Below are 16,113 nucleotides of genomic sequence, written 5' to 3'. Positions count from 1 at the left end.
ATGCGGCCCCGCACCGGGTTGCGTCCGGGCTTCCTGCTGGTTTTCCAGCGTGAACTGGTCTGGCTGCGCCGGCGCCGTCCCGGGCTGCTGGTGCTGGTGACCCTTCTGCCGCTTGGCCTGATGGGGCTGCTGATGGCGATTTTCAGCGCCGGCCTCGCCACCCGCCTGCCGGTCGCCGTGCTCGACTTCGACGGCTCCGACCTGTCGCGCACCATCGTCCGCACCGTCGACGCCACGCCCGATGCCGCGGTGGCGCGGCGCGTCGCCGACCTTGCCGAGGGGCGCCGGCTGATCCTGTCCGGTGCCGTCCACGGGCTGCTGATGATCCCGCGCGATCTGGAACGGGACGTGAAGGCCGCCCGGCGGCCGGAGGTCGTGTTCTTCTACAACGCCCAGACGCTGAGCACCGGCAACCTCGTCCTGCGCGGGATCAGCAATGCCGTGCCGACGGTGGCGGCCGGCATCCGCCTGTCGCTGCGCACGGCCCAAGGCCAGCCGATGGATGCCGCCCAGGCCTCGCTGGCACCGATCCCGGTGCAGGTCCACGGCCTGTTCAACCCCACCATGAATTACGCCCATTTCCTGCTGGCGGCCCTGTTGCCCAGCCTGCTTCAGGTGGTGGTGGTCGTGGCGTCCGCCTATTCGGTGGGTTTGGATGTCGAGACGCGGCACCGGCTGGCGATCCTGCGCAGGCTTGGCGGCGGCCTGTGGCCGGCCCTGGCGGGGAAGGTCCTGCCCTACACGATCCTGTCGGTGATGGTTCTGGGCCTCGCCGACTCCGTCCTGTTCGGCCTGCTCGATCTGCCATTGCGCGGCCAGCGGGGGATTCTGCTGCTCGCGGGCATCCTGTTCCTGCTGGCCTGCCAACTGCTCGGCATCCTGCTGGCGCTGCTCCTGCGCTCCACCGCGATGGCGGTCAGCATCGGGACGCTGCTGACCGCACCGGCCTTCGGCTTCATGGGCATCGGCTTTCCGCGCCTCGGCATGGGCGGTTTCGCCCAGGGCTATGGGGCGCTGCTGCCGGGAACCTGGTACCTGACGGCACGGATCGACCAGACCGTCCGCGGCACGCCGTCCGACCTGTCCTGGCCGCCGGTGCTGGTCCTCGCCGCTTTCGTGATCGGGTTGGCCGGGCTGACCGCATGGCGTCTGGAGGGGCTGCGCGCCCGGCGCCGGCGGGCGGGCACAGGGCCCACCGCAGCGGTTCACGGTGGGGCAGCGTCATGAGAGCGGTCTTCACCGTTTTCCGCCACGAACTCCGCCGCATCTTCACGGTGCGCCCGGTCTTTTCCGTGTTCATCCTGGCGGCGGCGATCTATGCCGTGTTCTATCCGCAGCCCTACCTCACCGAGGCGCTGCGCAACGTCCCCATCGTGGTGGTGGACCGCGACGGGACAAGCAGCAGCCGGGAGATGATCCGCCGGCTCGACGCGACCTCCGACGTCAGCGTCGCCCTGGTGCTGCCCGACCTCCCCAGCGCCCAGCGCGCCGTCTATGAACGCGCGGTGTCGGGCATCCTGCTGATCCCCGGGAATTTCGAACGCGACCTGCTGCATGGACGGCCCTCCCCGGTCGCTCTCTATGCGGACGCCAGCTATTTCCTGATCTATCAGCGGATCGCCGGGGCCATCTCGGCGGTGGCAAGGACGCTCGGAGCGGAGGTCGAAAGCGCGCGGCTGGTCGCTGCCGGCGTCGATCCGGCCCTGGCCGGTGCCGTCGTCGACCCGATGCCGTTGACGGCGGTGCCGCTGTTCAATCCGCAGGGAGGCTATGCGACCTATCTGCTGCCGGCGGCGTTCATCCTGATCCTGCAACAGCTCCTGCTGATCGGAACCGGCCTGCTCGGCACCATCCCCGACCCCAGCCGGCCGAGGGCGGGGCCGCTGGCGACGGTGACCGGCAAATACATGGCTTATCTGGTGCCGGCAGCCCTGATCCTGCCCTTCTACCTGATCGCCCTGCCCTATCTGTACGGCATCCCGCGCCTGGGCTCGCCCGCGACCGTTCTCCTCTTCGCGCTGCCGTTCGCCCTCGCCGTCAACGGGCTTGGCCTGATCGCCTCGGCGGTCTTCCGCACCCCGCTCGCGGTCCAGCTCGCCACCGCGGCGGTCGGCTTGCCCTTTTTCTTCCTGGCGGGCTTTTCCTGGCCGCAGGAATCGATGCCGGACGCGGTTCGTCTGGTCGCCCGGCTGCTGCCCAGCACATCGGCAATCGACGGGCTCGTCCGCGTGGCCCAGCTCGGGGCGCCCCTCTCCGAGGTTGCCGAACCCTTCCTGACGCTGTGGGCGCTGGCCGGGCTCTATGGCGCAATCGCCGTTGCGCTCGCAGCCCGGCGTGGAGCCCCCGCCCCTCGGCCTGGTCATGTCGACAGGCGCAGATAGAAGGTCGGCAGCACCTCCGGCAGCTTTTCGGCGCGGTCGATCACCATGACGTTGCGCGCCCCGAACATCCGGGTCAGGTAATCGCGGCCCTGGGGATCAAGCCCAATCACGAAGCAGTCGATCCCGCGCGCCGCCAGCGCCAGCACGGCGCGGCGGGCGTCGTCCAGCAGATAACGGCGGTCGGCGACGTCGATGTCCGACGGCTCGCCGTCGGTCACCACCAGCAGCAGGCGGCGATGGGTCGCCTGCCGTTCCAGCAGCCGGCCGGCATGGCGCAGCGCGGTGCCGAGCCGGGTGGACAGCCCCGCCTTCAGCCCGGCCAGCCGCCCCTTGGCCGCGTCATCGTAAGGCTGGCGGAACGCCTTGATCCGGTAATAGCTGACATCCTGCCGCCCGTTGGAGCGGAAGGCATGGATGGCGAAGGGATCGCCCAGCCCATCCAGCGCCTGGGCGAACAGCGTCGCCGCCTCCCGCTCCAGCGACAGCACGCTGCGCCCGCCCCCGGCAACCGGATCGCCGGTGGAGGCGGAGACGTCGAGCAGCAGCAGGACCGAGAGGTCGCGGTTGCGGCGGACCAGCACCTCATGCACCCGCGGGTCGGGAGCCTCGCCGCGGCGGTGGCTGACCATGGCGTCGATGCAGGCGTCCAGATCCATGCGGTCGCCCTCCGGCTGGCGGCGCAGCCGCACCGGCCGGCTGACCTTGGCCGAGCGGACCAGCGCGGTCAGCCGGTCGGCGGTCGCCTGATGACGCTCGACGATGCGGGCGATGGCGGCGGGGTCACTGGGCTCGCTCCGCCGTTCGTTCAGCACGACCCAGTCGGGACGGTCGATGCCGATGCGGTAGTCCCATTCCGGGTAGCGCAGCGGCGGGGCGGTGATCTCCTCCTCCCCCACCGCGCGGGCGGGGACATCGGTGGCGGACAGCCGCACCGGGGTGGCCCCCTCCCCCAGCTGCTCGTCGGGCCGGCCGTCGTCGCGCTCCTGCTGTTCGGTGCGGAAGGCCTCGAACACCGTCTCGGCGTCGCTGGGCGGGGATGGCGGTGCCTCGCCATGGTCCCACAGGCCGAGGTTGTCGTCGCGGTAGGCCGGCTCGACGACATGGTCCTTGGCGTTGAACTGCACCCGCATCTGGCCGAGATCGTTACCCAGCAGCCCGCCGATCCGGCGGCTGAGCGCCGGGCTGTCCCACTCGGGCTCCGCCGCGAAGAACAGCCGCCTGCCCTTGGCGACCCAGGCGTCGTCGTCGCGATAGTCGGGGTCGATCAGCGCGCGGGCCAGCCGCGCCATCAGGGCGGGCGCGGTGCCGGCGCCGTCCGGCTCGGCGACGTGGAAGGGCCGCCAGACCCGCAGCAGGCCGGGATGTTCGCGCATCGCCAACTGCTCGACCCGCGCATCCTCGATCAGCGAGACGAGCGCCAGCTGCAACGGCTTCAGCCCGGCGGTGGGAAAGCGCGGGCCGGTGAAGCGCAGATGCGCCCCGGCATGGACCAGGGCGGCGCGGAACAGCGCGCCGGAACGGCGGCCATCGACGCCGCGGAAGGTTCCGGGCATCCAGATCAGCCCGTCCGACAGGCTGACCCGCCGCGGCGGGTTGCCGGCGGCATCCGGCTTGGCATGGCGGATCGGAACCCGCAGCCGCCACAGGGCGACCAGATAGGCGACCAGCCGGCGCTCGACGGTGGAGAAGGCGGTGTCGGCGGGAAACTGATCTGCGGGACATTGACGCGACTGGTCGTCGGGCATGTGGCCTCCGGTCCTCTTTCCTCTCCCCGAACGGGGGATGGGTCAGGCAATCGCCGCCGACACGGCGGCGGAGAAGGCATCCCGCACGTCGGCGTCGTCGGTGATCGGCAGGACCAGCGCGATCCGGCAGGCGGTCTCCAGTGGGATCCCCTGCACGACCAGCCGGCCGGCATGGATCAGCATGCGGGTGGACACCCCCTCGTGAAGCCCATGGCCCTTCAGGTTGCGCGAGCTTGCGGCGATGCGGACCAGCAGCTCCGCGGTGCCGGCGGCGACACCCGATTCATGGGCGACGATCTCCGCCTCCACCGCGGCGGCGGGATAGCCGAACTCGATGGCGGCGAAGCGCTGCTTGGTCGATTCCTTCAAGTCCTTCAGGACGCTCTGGTAGCCGGGGTTGTAGGAGATCACCAGCTGGAAGTCGGGATGGGCCTGGACCAGCTCGTTGCGCTTCTCCAGCGGCAGGATGCGGCGGGCGTCGGTCAGCGGGTGGATGACGACGGTGGTGTCCTGGCGGGCTTCGACGATCTCGTCGAGATAGCAGATGGCGCCATGCCGCACCGCCTGGGTCAGCGGCCCGTCGTGCCAGACCGTGCCGCCGGGATCGAGCAGGAAGCGCCCGACCAGATCCGACGCGGTCATGTCCTCGTGGCAGGCCACCGTCACCAGCGGCCGGCCGAGCCGCCATGCCATATGCTCGATGAAGCGGGTCTTGCCGCAGCCGGTGGGGCCCTTCAGCATCATCGGCATGCGCGCCGCATAGGCGGCCTCGAACAGCGCCACCTCCCCGGCGACCGGCCGGTAATAGGGCTCCTCCGGAATCCGGTGTGCATCCAGCGCCATCGGCGCATCTCCTTATCTTTGGTCTCGCCCCGGAGATAAGGCGGCGGGCGTCTCCCGACCCCCGCCGCTCCGTCCATCCTGCTCTTCAGCGATGCAGGGCGGTTTCCGGGTTGGGGATGCCGTCGATGGGGCATTCCTCGGTGCCGACGGTGCCGCGGGTCATCGCCTCGACCCGCGCGCGGGTGCCTTCCGGATCGTTGATCCAGTCATGGTAGAAGCTGTAGGCGCAGGCCGCCTCGCCCTTCGAATCCTCGCCGGAGTTGATCTTGCCGGTGTAGCCGCGGTGGACCAGCTTGAAGAGATGGTTCTGCGACTGCATGTTCTTGCGCGCGTCGCGGATCAGCGAGGTGGAGAGCTGGGCGTATTGGATGCCGTTCTCCTCGGTGCCGCATTCGCCCAGCGTCCGGCCGTCGAAGCCGATGATGGCGGAATGGCCGAAGTAGGAATAGACCCCGTCGAAGCCGGCGGCGTTCGCCACCGCGACGTACGTGTTGTTTGCCCAGGCCATCGCCTTGGACATGATGACCTGCTGTTCCTTGGCCGGATACATGTAGCCCTGGCAGCGGACGATCAGTTCGGCGCCCTTCATGGCGCAGTCGCGCCAGATCTCCGGATAATTGCCGTCGTCGCAGATGATCAGGCTGATCTTCAGCCCCTTCGGCCCTTCGGTGACGAAGGTGCAGTTACCGGGATACCAGCCTTCGATGGGCACCCACGGCATGATCTTGCGGTATTTCTGGACGATCTCGCCCTTGTCGTTCATCAGGATCAGCGTGTTGTAGGGCGCCTTGTGCGGGTGCTCCTCATGCCGCTCGCCGGTCAGGGAGAAGACGCCCCAGACCTTGGCCTTGCGGCAGGCGTCGGCGAAGATCTGCGTCTCGTCGCCGGGAACCGACGAGGCGGTCTCGTACATCTCCTTGGAATCGTACATGATTCCGTGGGTCGAATATTCCGGGAAGATCACCAGATCCATGCCCGGCAGGCCGACCTTCATGCCCTGGACCATCTCCGCGATTTTGCGGGCGTTGTCGAGGACTTCGGCCTTGGTGTGCAGGCGCGGCATCTTGTAGTTCACGACCGCGACGCCGACGGTGTCTTTGCTGCTGGAAATATCGCCGTGCAACATGGTGCGTTCCCTTTCTGGTCTGTGGATCGATAAGGAGGGGGCGTCCCGTCCCGGCGCGAGGCTGGACGGCGAACCCGTGTGTGGGGGTTTGAGAGAGACGGGACCGGAGCTGCGGCCTAGACCGCCATGTGCCGGTGCACCAGATCGTCGGTCAGGCTCTCCGTCGGCCCGTGGGCGGCGACGCGCCCCTTGTCGAGCATCAGGAAAAGGTCGGAGGCCTGCCGGGCGAACCTCACATTCTGTTCGACCAGCACGACGGTGATGCCGTACTGGCGGTTCAGGGTCATGATCACGTTCTGGATCTGCTCGACGATGTTGGGCTGGATGCCCTCGGTCGGCTCGTCCAGCAGCAGGACCTGCGGATTTGCCGCCAGCGCCCGCGCGATCGCCAGCTGCTGCTGTTGCCCGCCGGACAGGTCGCCGCCCTTGCGGTTCAGATTGTCGCGCAGGTAGGGGAACATCTCGAACACCAGGGGCGGGATCTCGCGCTTGCCGTCCGGACGGGCGAAGCTGCCCATCAGGATGTTCTCGCGGATGGTGAATTTGCCGATGATGCCGCGCCCCTGCGGGACATAGCCGATGCCGAGGCCGGCGCGGCGGTGGGTCGGCTCGCTGCGGATGTCGCTGCCGCCCAGCCCGATCCGGCCGGTGACCCGGTCGGTCAGCCCCATGACGGTCCGCATCAGCGTGGTCTTCCCCACCCCGTTGCGGCCCAGCACGCTGAGCAGGCTGCCCCTGGGCACGGCGAAGCTGACATTCTGCAACACCGGGCTGCTGCCGTAGAAGGAATAGACGTCGGTCATGTCAAGCATGGGAAATGCCCCCGCTTCCAAGATAGGCCTCGCGCACCTTGGGATCCTCCTCCACCTGCCGGATCGATCCTTCGGACAGGCGCTTGCCCTGGTGCAGCACGGTGATGGTCTCGGCGATCTCGCGGACGAAGCCCATGTCGTGCTCGACCACGATCAGCGTGTGCCGGCCGCGCAGCCGCTGGAAAATGCGCGAGGTCTTGCCGGTCTCCTGGATGGTCATGCCGGCGGTCGGCTCGTCCATCAGGATCAGGGCGCTGTCCTGGACCAGCAGCATGGCGATCTCCAGCCATTGCGTCTGGCCATGCGACAGGAAGGCGGCCCTGGTGTCCAGTTCGTCGGCCAGCTCGACGATCTCCAGCACCTCGGCGATGCGCCGGTCGAGGCGGAGGCCGGGGAACAGGCGGATCGTCCGGGCCGGGCTGGGATGGCGGGACTGCGCCACCTCCAGGTTTTCGCGCACCGTCAGTTCCTTGAACACGCTGGGCACCTGGAACTTGCGGCCCACCCCGTGGCGGGCGCGCCGGTATTCCGGCGCACTGGTAATGTCCTGTCCGTCGAGCAGGATGCGCCCGCCGGTCGGCTGGGTGCGCCCGCAGATCAGGTCCAGGGTGGTGGACTTGCCGGCCCCGTTGGCGCCCAAGAGACAGCGCAGCTCGCCGCGCTCGACCGCCAGATCCAGGCCGTTGACCGCCTTGAAGCCGTCGAAGCTGACTTCCAGCCCGTGGAGTTCGAGATAGGCCATGGGGATCGTCTCCTTCAGCTCGGCGTGCGGCCGGCATGCGGCGCCTCGGAAAGGGCATCGGTAAGGGCGGCGTCCGCCTTGGGACCGGCCGGTCGGCTCAGGCGGTCGGCCAGGATGCCGATCAGGCTCGACAGGCCGTTGGGCAGGAAGACCACGACCAGGATGAACATGCCGCCGAGGATCAGCTGCCAGGTGTCGAGGAAGCTCTCGGACAGGCTGCCCTGCATGAAGTTGACCAGGATGGCGCCGATGGCGGCCCCCAGGAGCGAGCCGCGTCCGCCGACCGCCGCCCAGATCACCATCGACAGGCTGAGCGGCACCCCCATGAAGGTGGGCGAGGCGAACTCCAGCACCATGGCGTAGAGCATGCCGGCCAGCCCGGCCATGCCGGCCGACACCGCGAAGGCGAGCGACTGGTAGGCGGCGACGTCGTAGCCGAAGAAGCGCACCCGGTCGGCGTCGTTGCGGATGGCCTGGAGGATCAGCCCGGCCTTGCTGCGGGTGAAGGCGAGGCCGAGCAGCAGGCACAGCGACAGCGCCCCGGCGGACAGATAGTAGAAGGCTGGGCTGTAGGGGTCGAAGGTGACGCTGCCGGCCTCCAGCCACGCCAGATCGGTGATGCCGTTGAAGCCGCCGGTGTAGGCCTGCTGGTCGATGAACAGCAAGTTGACCACCGCCAGCATGGCGAGCGTGATGATGGCGACATAGACACCGGCGATCCGCGCCCGGAACATGAAGGATCCCAGCAGCAGCGCCACCACCACCGGGGCCAGGATGCCGGCCGCCACCGCGAACAGGCTGGAATGGAAGGGCTGCCAGAACCAGGGCAGGTGGTCGAGGTTGTTCCACACCATGAAGTCCGGCAGCCCGGCCGACCCGGTGTGGACCGGGCTGGTCTTCAGCTTCAGATGCATGGCGATGGCATAGGCGCCGATGCCGAAGCTGACCCCCTGCCCCAGATTGAGGATGCCGGCATAGCCCCAGCTGAGCGCCAGCGCGGCGGCGGCGAGGCCGAGCGCCAGATAGCGGGCGAATTTGTTCAAAAGGAAGGCATCGGTGACGAAGCTGGGAACCGCCAGGATGACGGCGCAGAACAGCAGATAGGCGGCGAGCTGGGCGTAGGGCTTGCTGCGCGACAGGGTCGATTTTGACATGAGCGGGCTCCGGGCGACGGGACCGACCGGGGAACCGGCCCGGCTTTGAGGATCGGGTTGGCCGAGGTTCGCTTGGCTGAGATTCGCTTGGCCGAGGCTGGCCGGCTGGTCGTCGGGAAACTGGAGGCTGGTCATCGGCTTGGCCCCCCTCACCGGCGCCGCTGATCGACGAACAGTCCCTGCGGACGGAAGCGGACCAGGACCACCACCGCCAGGAAGACCAGCGCCTTGGCCAGCGTGTCGTTCAGCAGGAAGGCGATGCCGGCGGTGCCGCTGCCGAGCAGGCCGGAACTGACCACCGTGCCGATCAGGCTGCCGACGCCGCCGACCACCACCACCATGAAGGCGTCGACCACGAAGTTGGTGCCCATGTCCGGCGCCACGCTCTTGATCGGCGCCACCAGCGCGCCGGCCAGCCCGGCGAGGCCGGAACCGAAGGCGAAGGTCAGGCTGTAGATCCTGGCGCTGTTGATGCCGTAGCAGCTGGCCATCTCGCGGTTCTGGGTGACGGCGCGCAGCTTCATGCCGAACTCGGTCCGCTGGATGACGAACCAGGTCAGCGCCAGCAGGGCGGCGGTCAACGCCAGGATGAACAGGCGGTAGCTGGGGATGCCGACCCCGGCGATGTCGATGCTGCCGGACAGGAATTCCGGCGTCTGGACATAGCGCAGTTCGGCCCCGGCGGACAGGCGCACCGCCTGTTGCAGCATGATGCCGATGCCCCAGGTAGCCAGGATGGTGTCGAGCGGCCGGTGGTAGAGGAAGCGGACCACCGTGCTCTCGACCACCCAGCCGGCCGCCGCCACCATGAAGAACACCAGCAGCAGGCAGGGGATCAGCGGCAGGCCGAACTGCGACTGGAGGAACCAGGTGCCGTAGGCGCCCAGCATGACGAACTCGCCATGGGCGAGGTTGATGACGCCCATCGCGCCGTAGATGATCGCAAGCCCGAGCGCCACCAGCAGCAGGATCGACGCGATGCTGAGCCCGGTGAAGAGTTGACCGAAGAAAATATCCATAAGCCCCTCCGACGGGGAGAGCGTCGGGCGACGCCCTCCCCTGCCCGTTCATTGCTCACGCACCCTTCAGGCCGTCCTTGGTGCAGCTCTGGCCCGGATAGGCCCAGTAGGGTTCCGGCTTCACCCAATCCGACGATTGCTGGATGACCTTGAACTGGCCGTCGGCCTGGGCCTGGCCGATCTTCGGCCACAGGTAGCAGTGCAGATTGTCGCCATCGACCTTCACCTTGCCCTGCGGCGCCATGATCTCCAGCCCCGCGGTGGCGTCGCGGACGGCGATGGGGCTGATGTCGCCCTTGCCGATGGCCTCCACCGCCTTGCGGAACAGGTGCATCTGGAAATAGGCCGCCTCCGACACGAAGTGCGTCACCGACTCCTTGCCGAAGCGCTTCCGGTAATTCTCGACGAAGACCTCGTTCTCCTTGGACTGGTGGCCCATGAAGTACGGGGCGGAGGTGAAATGGCCGGCGGCATACTCGCCGCCCATCGCCGCGATCTCGACCTCCGACGTGGTCAGGCTGGCCATCGGCATCCTGTCCGGGCTGAACCCGGCCGCCTTGTACTGCTTGTGCAGCGCGATCACGCTGTCGCCGACCACGGTGGAGAAGATCACGTCCGGCTTGGTCTCGCGGAACTTGTTCAGCACCGAGCCGAACTCCGAATGGCCGAGCGGCACATACTCCTCGCCGACCACCTCGCCGCCCAGCTCCTTCAGCAGGATCTTGCAGACGTTGTTCTCTTCCTTGGGATAGATGTAGTTGGAGCCGATCAGATAGAATTTCTTGCCGAACGTCTTTACCAGCCAGGGGATGAAGTCCTTCTGCTGCTGGTTGGGCACCGCCCCGGTGTACATGACGTTCTTCGAGCACTCGCGGCCTTCATAGAGCGTCGGATACCAGTAGAGGTTCTTGCGCTTCTCGAAGACCGGCAGCACCGCCTTGCGCGAGGCGGAGGTGTAGGAGCCGAAGACGCTGACGCATTTGTCGTTCAGCACCAGCTTGTTGGCCTTGTCGGCGAAGGTGGCGGGGTCGGAGGCCGGATCCTCGACAACGGCGGTCAGCTTCATCCCGTTGATGCCGCCGGCGGCGTTGATCTCGTCGATGGCCATCAGGGTGGCGTTGTGCATCGACTTCTCGACGACCGCGGTGGTGCCGGTCAGCGAGAAGAGGACGCCGACCTTGATCTCGCCGCTGGCGGCCCAGGCGGCGCCGCTGTCCTTGATCCAGATGTGCGGGAAGCCGACCGATCCGGCCACCCCGGCGACAGCCGTCGATTTCAGAAAATTACGCCGTGTGAAGGTCATGACGTGTTTCCTCCTCGTTTGCCTGTTCTTTGCAGTTCTTCGGCACGGACAGGAGAGCGCACAAAAAAAGCCCCACCCAGGCCGGCGGCCTGCTGGGGCTTCATTGCCTCGGCACGAACTCCCGGCGTCATCGGCGGGGGTGTGCCTGGTGCGGTCTCAAGTCGTGTGAGCTGATTTTAAAATATTCAACGAATGGTGGCGTCGATTATACAATATCGATTCGGCCGGCCCTGAATGGATCGGGCGCCGGATAAAATGATCCGCTGCGCGGCAATGGACTAGCCGCGTCGGACCATAAGCATCGAACGGTCGGATCTATCCCTGCACAAACCCATCCATCGGCGTCCCTCGCATCTGTGGTGCCGGAGTGCGCGTCGGTACGTCAGGTTCGAACACAAAAAAAGCCCCGGCAAGGCTGTCACACCTTCAGGGGCTTCATCGCCTGCCCGTCGATCCGACATCATTGGCGGACGCGGGCGATTTGCTTCGGTTGCTCAGTAAGATGCACAGTGCGCCGCCTTACCGTCAATAACAAAAATGCTCAGCGAGTCGGATTTTCCGCCATCAGCATTTCGCTGGCGTCGATGATGGCGGCGGCGACCGCCTCGATGGTCGTCCGCCGGGCCATGGCGCGTTCGCGGATGAAGCGGTAGGCCTCCTCCTCGGTGATCCGCCGCTGCTCGATCAGGATCGCCTTGGCCTTGCTCACCTTCTTGATGCCGTCCAGCCGCTGCTCGACCTTATGCAGGCGCTTGCGCATGCCGCGCTCGCCCTCCGCGGCGCGGTGGGCCATGAACATGGTGGTCAGCAGGCCGAAGGCGCGGATCGGCTTGCTGACGAAGCCGCGCACCCCGTAATCGACCAGGGCCTTCAGCACGGTCGGGCTCTCATAGTCGAGCACGGCGACGATGGGCGGCCCGTCGTCGGCGGTGGACCAGGACAGCCGTCCCTGTCCCGACAGCAGTTGGGTCATGTCGAGAAAGATCAGATCGACGCCGCTGGGGCGGTCCTTGGGCGGCGGCCATTCGGACCGGGCCTGGCAGCCGATGCGGTGGAGCTGGCGCAGCAGCTCCTCCGCCTCGGCGTCCTGCGGGTGGATGACCACCACGCGAAAGGAGCGGATGTCGCGGAGCAGGTTGATCGACATGCGGCGTTCGCCCCGTTTGCAGTCAGACCGCGGCCTGCCGCCGCCAGCGGATGTCCGCCTCGTCGGCAGCATTGTGATCGACCAGATACGGATCGGGCTTCACCGCCACCGGCGAGTCCGCGACGATCTCGAACCGGCCATCCGCATCGACCCGGCCGACGCGCGGCCACAGGTAGGTGTGGTTGTTGTCGGGATCGATCCGCACCCGCCCCTGGGGCGCATCGAACTCCTGCCCGAAGATGGCGTCGCGCAGCCGGTCGGTGTCCATGCAGTTGGCGATGCGCAGGGCCTGGGCGAACAGATGGACCTGGAAATAGGCGGCCTCGCACGACGCGTTGGTCCGCTCCTGCTCCCCGAACCGCTCGCGGTAGCGGGCGACGAACCGGCGGTTCGCCTCGCTGTCGATGGAATCGAAATAGGGGGCGGCGGTGACATGCCCGCGCGAGGCGGCGACGCCGATGTCGCTGATTTCCGCCTCGCTGGTGGTCAGGCTGGCAATCGGCATCCGCGCCGGATCGAACCCGGCCTCGGCATAGGCGTGGTAGAGATGGGCGGTGGCGGCGCCGACCACGGTGGAGAAGATGAAGTCCGGCTGCTTGCGCCGGATGTCGCGGATGACCGGGGCGAACGCCTTCTGCGTCGCATTCAGCGGCAGGTATTTCTCGGCGAGGATCTTGCCCGACCGCTGGAGCACCAGCTCCCGCATGATCCGGCTGGATTCATAGGGATAGATGTAGTCCGACCCCACCATGTAGACGCGGCTGCCATATTCCCGCGTCAGATAGTCGGCCAGCTGCCGGCCGTTCTGGTTGGGGGCGGCGCCGGTGTAGATAACGTTGCGCGAGCATTCGAAGCCCTCATAGAGGGTCGAATAGAGCAGCAGCCCGTTGCGCCGCTCCACCACCGGCAGGATCGCCTTGCGCGTGCTCGACATGTAGCAGCCGAACAGGACGCTGACCCGCTCCTCGGTCATCAGCCGCTCGGCGAGCGCCGCGAACAGCGCCGGATCGGACCGTGGATCCTCGACGACCGGCAGGATCTCCCGGCCGTTGACCCCGCCACCGGCATTGATCTCCTCGATCGCCATCAGCGTGCCCTGGAGCTGGGTGCGTTCGATTCCCGCCGTGACCCCGGTCTGCGAGAACAGCACGCCGACTCTCCACGGTTCACCGCTCTTGGGGGTACAATCCATCTGCATCCACCTCTTCGTCACGCTCGCAGCCGTAATCCGCGCAAAAACCCGCCGCCCAAACCAGCCAACGGCCAACCGGTGGCGATCCGGTTGAAAATAGAACAAAAAAAGCTCCAATCAGGGCGGTCGGCCCTGATTGGAGCGCCATTGCTCCGGCCCGCTCCATCACGTCGGGACCCCTGCTGAAACCCAGCTGCGGCCCCCTGGCGTGACGTCGGACAGATATGTCCGTCCATACTATGACAAGGCCGGATTGTTTGGCGACTCCTGTTTTGCGCGGCCTCCGCTCACGGGGCCGCTCACAGGGCCGCCACCCCCTCCCGCGTCAGGGTGACGGGCGACGCATTGGGCGGCCACAGCAGGTCGGACTCGACACCCATCCAGCGGCAGAGCACCGGCCAGGTGCCGGCATGGGCGACGATCAGCAGCGGCCCGCCATCGCCGGGCACCGGCAGCCCGTCGAGCGCCGCGGTGACGCGGGCGCGGAAGCCGGTCAGGCTTTCGCCGTTCGGCACCTCCTCCCGCAGCAGGTCGGCCGGGATGGCCCCGCCTTCGAGATCGCCCCAGCGCCGTTCCTCCAGCCCGGCCACCGGGATCACCGGAACGCCCAGCGCCTCCGCCAGGATGCCCGCCGTCTCCAGCGCCCGGCGCTGCGGGCTGCTGTGGACCGCAGTCACTGACTGTCCCCCTGCGAGCAGGCCAGCGGCGGCCTCCCGCGCCTGCGCCCGGCCCCGCCCGGTCAGCGCCACGTCCTTCGAGCCGGCGAGCCAGCCGCCGAGATTGCTCTCGGTCTCGCCATGCCGGCAGAAGATCACCGACCTCAGCATGACAGCCGCTCCGCCAGATCGGCGAAGCCGTCGAGGATGCCGTCATGCGGCAGGCCGTCGAGCGGGACGCGGGCATAGCCGTAGGGAACCACCAGCACCTGCGCCACCCCGGCGGCGCGGGCGGCGGCCACGTCATGCTCGTTGTCGCCGACGAAGACGGTTTGCGCCGGTGCGACACCCAGCCGCTCCAGCAGCCCCAGCACCGGTTCCGGCGACGGCTTGCGGGACGGGTAGCTGTCGCCGCCGACCACCGCGGCGAAGCGGCCGGCGATGCCCAGATCGTCGAGCAGCCGCAGGGTGGCCGCCATCGGCTTGTTGGTGCAGACGCCGAGCCGCAGCCCGGCCTCCGCCAGCCGGCCCAGCGTTTCGGCGACGCCGGGGTAGAGCGTGCTGTGGGCGCTGGGGTCGGCCCCGTAGATCGCCAGGAAGCGTTCGAGACAGCGGGCGGCCTCGTCCGCAGCCGGAACCCCGCCGGTGGCGGCCAGCACGCGCTCCACCAGCTTGGGCGCTCCGTCGCCGACGAATGAGCGCACCGCCGCCAGATCGACCGGCGGGCGTCCCAGCTCGGCGAGCAGGGCGTTGGAGGCATGCATCAGGTCGGCCACGCTGTCCACCAGCGTGCCGTCGAGGTCGAAGGCGACGGCGCGGATGGCGGGACGGTTGAGGCTGTCGGCGGTATCGGTCACGATTGCGGCACCTTACTGGCGAAGGAAGCGGGCCTTGTCGGCCGCGAGGTCGAGGATGATCGGGGCATCCGGGGGGAGCAGAGCATCGCCCGCCTGATGCGGCGCGTCCACCTGAACCAGCTGCCCGCCGACATCCACCGCATAGCGGATCGACGCGCCAAGGAACTCGCGGTGGCGGACGGTGCCGGTCAGCCGGGCATGTCCGGGCACCGGCGGCTGGCCGTCGGCACGGATGGCGAGGTTCTGCGGCCGGAACATCAGCTTGCCCCCGGTTCCGGCATCCACCGCCGGCAGTGCCACCGGGGTGAAGCCGGTGCCGACGAAGGCGCGGCTCCCGGCCCCGTCGTCCCGCACCGTGCCGTCCAGCACGTTGGCGGTGCCGAGGAAGCCGGCGACGAACAGGTTGGCCGGATGGTCGTAGAGATCCTGCGGGGTGCCGACCTGCTGCACCCGCCCATCCTCCATCACCGCGATGCGGTCGCAGATGGTGTTGGCCTCCTCCTGGTCGTGGGTGACGAAAATGGTGGTCAGGCCGAGCTTGCGCTGGAGGCTCAGCAGCTCCTGGCGCATCTGCACGCGCAGCTTGGCGTCGAGGTTCGACAGCGGCTCGTCGAGCAGCAGGATCTTCGGCTCGATCACCACGGTGCGCGCCAGTGCGACGCGCTGCTGCTGGCCGCCCGACAGCTGCGAGGGGCGGCGGTCGGCCAGATGCTTCAGCCCGACCAGTTCCAGCGCGGCATCCACCCGCCGCTCGATCTCGGCGCGGGGGACGCGGCGCTCCTCCAGCCCGAAGGCGACGTTGCGGCGCACGGTCATGTGCGGCCACAGGGCGTAGCTCTGGAACACCATGCCGACGTCGCGCCGGTGCGGCGGCAGGGTGGAGATGTCGCGCCCGCCGATGCGGACCTCGCCGCGCTGGGCGGTGTTGAAGCCGGCGATCAGCCGCAGCAGCGTGGTCTTGCCGCAGCCCGAGGGGCCGAGGAAGGCGAAGAACTCGCCGGGCTTGATCGCGAGGTTCACATCCTTCAGCACATGGTTGCTGCCGTAGGACAGGTTGACGCCCTCGATGTCGACGCCGACGCTCTCGATCTGCGCGGCGAGCGCTGCCGGGGAAAACTGGTGGTTCATGACGATGG

General features: G+C 68.1%; 15 protein-coding genes. 2 read left to right on the top strand and 13 right to left on the bottom strand.

The genetic code is table 11. The features are described 5' to 3' along the window. Positions 1 to 1,227: an ABC transporter permease gene (locus tag VH569_RS20295; protein WP_423317381.1), complete on the top strand. Its 1,227-nt coding sequence runs from the start codon at positions 1 to 3 to the stop codon at positions 1,225 to 1,227. After that, complete coding sequence (locus VH569_RS20290; RefSeq protein WP_423317379.1) at positions 1,224 to 2,381, top strand: ABC transporter permease; 1,158 nt, start codon at positions 1,224 to 1,226, stop codon at positions 2,379 to 2,381. The genes VH569_RS20295 and VH569_RS20290 overlap by 4 nt, the downstream gene beginning before the upstream one ends. On the opposite strand, the gene VH569_RS20285 is transcribed toward VH569_RS20290, so the two are convergent. From VH569_RS20285 to VH569_RS20225, 13 genes are all read right to left on the bottom strand, one after another. Then, entirely contained in the window at positions 2,360 to 4,126 is a 1,767-nt protein-coding gene (locus tag VH569_RS20285; RefSeq protein WP_423317377.1) for a nitric oxide reductase activation protein NorD, read from the bottom strand. The genes VH569_RS20290 and VH569_RS20285 overlap by 22 nt on opposite strands. A gap of 42 nt (positions 4,127 to 4,168) precedes the next feature. Further along, complete coding sequence (locus VH569_RS20280; protein WP_423317375.1) at positions 4,169 to 4,969, bottom strand: CbbQ/NirQ/NorQ/GpvN family protein; 801 nt, start codon at positions 4,967 to 4,969, stop codon at positions 4,169 to 4,171. Between the two features lie 85 nt (positions 4,970 to 5,054). Beyond that, positions 5,055 to 6,095: an aliphatic amidase gene (locus tag VH569_RS20275; RefSeq protein ID WP_423317373.1), complete on the bottom strand. Its 1,041-nt coding sequence runs from the start codon at positions 6,093 to 6,095 to the stop codon at positions 5,055 to 5,057. A 116-nt stretch (positions 6,096 to 6,211) separates the two neighbouring features. Beyond that, on the bottom strand, positions 6,212 to 6,907 hold the full coding sequence (gene urtE / locus VH569_RS20270) for an urea ABC transporter ATP-binding subunit UrtE (protein ID WP_423317371.1): 696 nt from the start codon (positions 6,905 to 6,907) through the stop codon (positions 6,212 to 6,214). Beyond that, entirely contained in the window at positions 6,900 to 7,649 is a 750-nt protein-coding gene (gene urtD / locus VH569_RS20265; RefSeq protein ID WP_423317369.1) for an urea ABC transporter ATP-binding protein UrtD, read from the bottom strand. Before urtD ends, urtE begins: the two co-directional genes overlap by 8 nt. 14 nt (positions 7,650 to 7,663) lie before the next feature. Then, positions 7,664 to 8,803 (bottom strand): urea ABC transporter permease subunit UrtC, encoded by a 1,140-nt coding sequence (gene urtC, locus VH569_RS20260; RefSeq protein WP_423317367.1) that lies wholly within the window; start codon positions 8,801 to 8,803, stop codon positions 7,664 to 7,666. Between the two features lie 149 nt (positions 8,804 to 8,952). Continuing rightward, positions 8,953 to 9,822, bottom strand: a complete 870-nt coding sequence (urtB, locus tag VH569_RS20255) for an urea ABC transporter permease subunit UrtB (RefSeq protein ID WP_109446928.1) — start codon at positions 9,820 to 9,822, stop codon at positions 8,953 to 8,955. 55 nt (positions 9,823 to 9,877) lie between these two features. Then, complete coding sequence (locus tag VH569_RS20250) at positions 9,878 to 11,125, bottom strand: transporter substrate-binding protein (protein ID WP_423317364.1); 1,248 nt, start codon at positions 11,123 to 11,125, stop codon at positions 9,878 to 9,880. 541 nt (positions 11,126 to 11,666) lie between these two features. Next, positions 11,667 to 12,272, bottom strand: coding sequence for an ANTAR domain-containing response regulator (locus VH569_RS20245; RefSeq protein WP_376960478.1), 606 nt, complete (start codon positions 12,270 to 12,272; stop codon positions 11,667 to 11,669). Between the two features lie 22 nt (positions 12,273 to 12,294). After that, positions 12,295 to 13,464, bottom strand: a complete 1,170-nt coding sequence (locus VH569_RS20240) for a transporter substrate-binding domain-containing protein (protein WP_423317362.1) — start codon at positions 13,462 to 13,464, stop codon at positions 12,295 to 12,297. Between the two features lie 299 nt (positions 13,465 to 13,763). Then, positions 13,764 to 14,291, bottom strand: a complete 528-nt coding sequence (locus VH569_RS20235; protein WP_423317360.1) for a histidine phosphatase family protein — start codon at positions 14,289 to 14,291, stop codon at positions 13,764 to 13,766. Next, positions 14,285 to 14,977 (bottom strand): phosphoglycolate phosphatase, encoded by a 693-nt coding sequence (gene gph / locus VH569_RS20230; RefSeq protein ID WP_423317358.1) that lies wholly within the window; start codon positions 14,975 to 14,977, stop codon positions 14,285 to 14,287. The genes VH569_RS20235 and gph overlap by 7 nt, the downstream gene beginning before the upstream one ends. A 12-nt stretch (positions 14,978 to 14,989) precedes the next feature. Then, positions 14,990 to 16,105, bottom strand: a complete 1,116-nt coding sequence (locus VH569_RS20225) for an ABC transporter ATP-binding protein (protein WP_423317356.1) — start codon at positions 16,103 to 16,105, stop codon at positions 14,990 to 14,992. Positions 16,106 to 16,113: the final 8 nt, after the last annotated feature.

Origin of the sequence: Azospirillum sp. 11R-A (assembly GCF_049472615.1) — a bacterium.
GTDB classification, from domain to species: domain Bacteria; phylum Pseudomonadota; class Alphaproteobacteria; order Azospirillales; family Azospirillaceae; genus Azospirillum; species Azospirillum palustre.
This window is presented reverse-complemented; position numbering and strand designations above follow the sequence as displayed.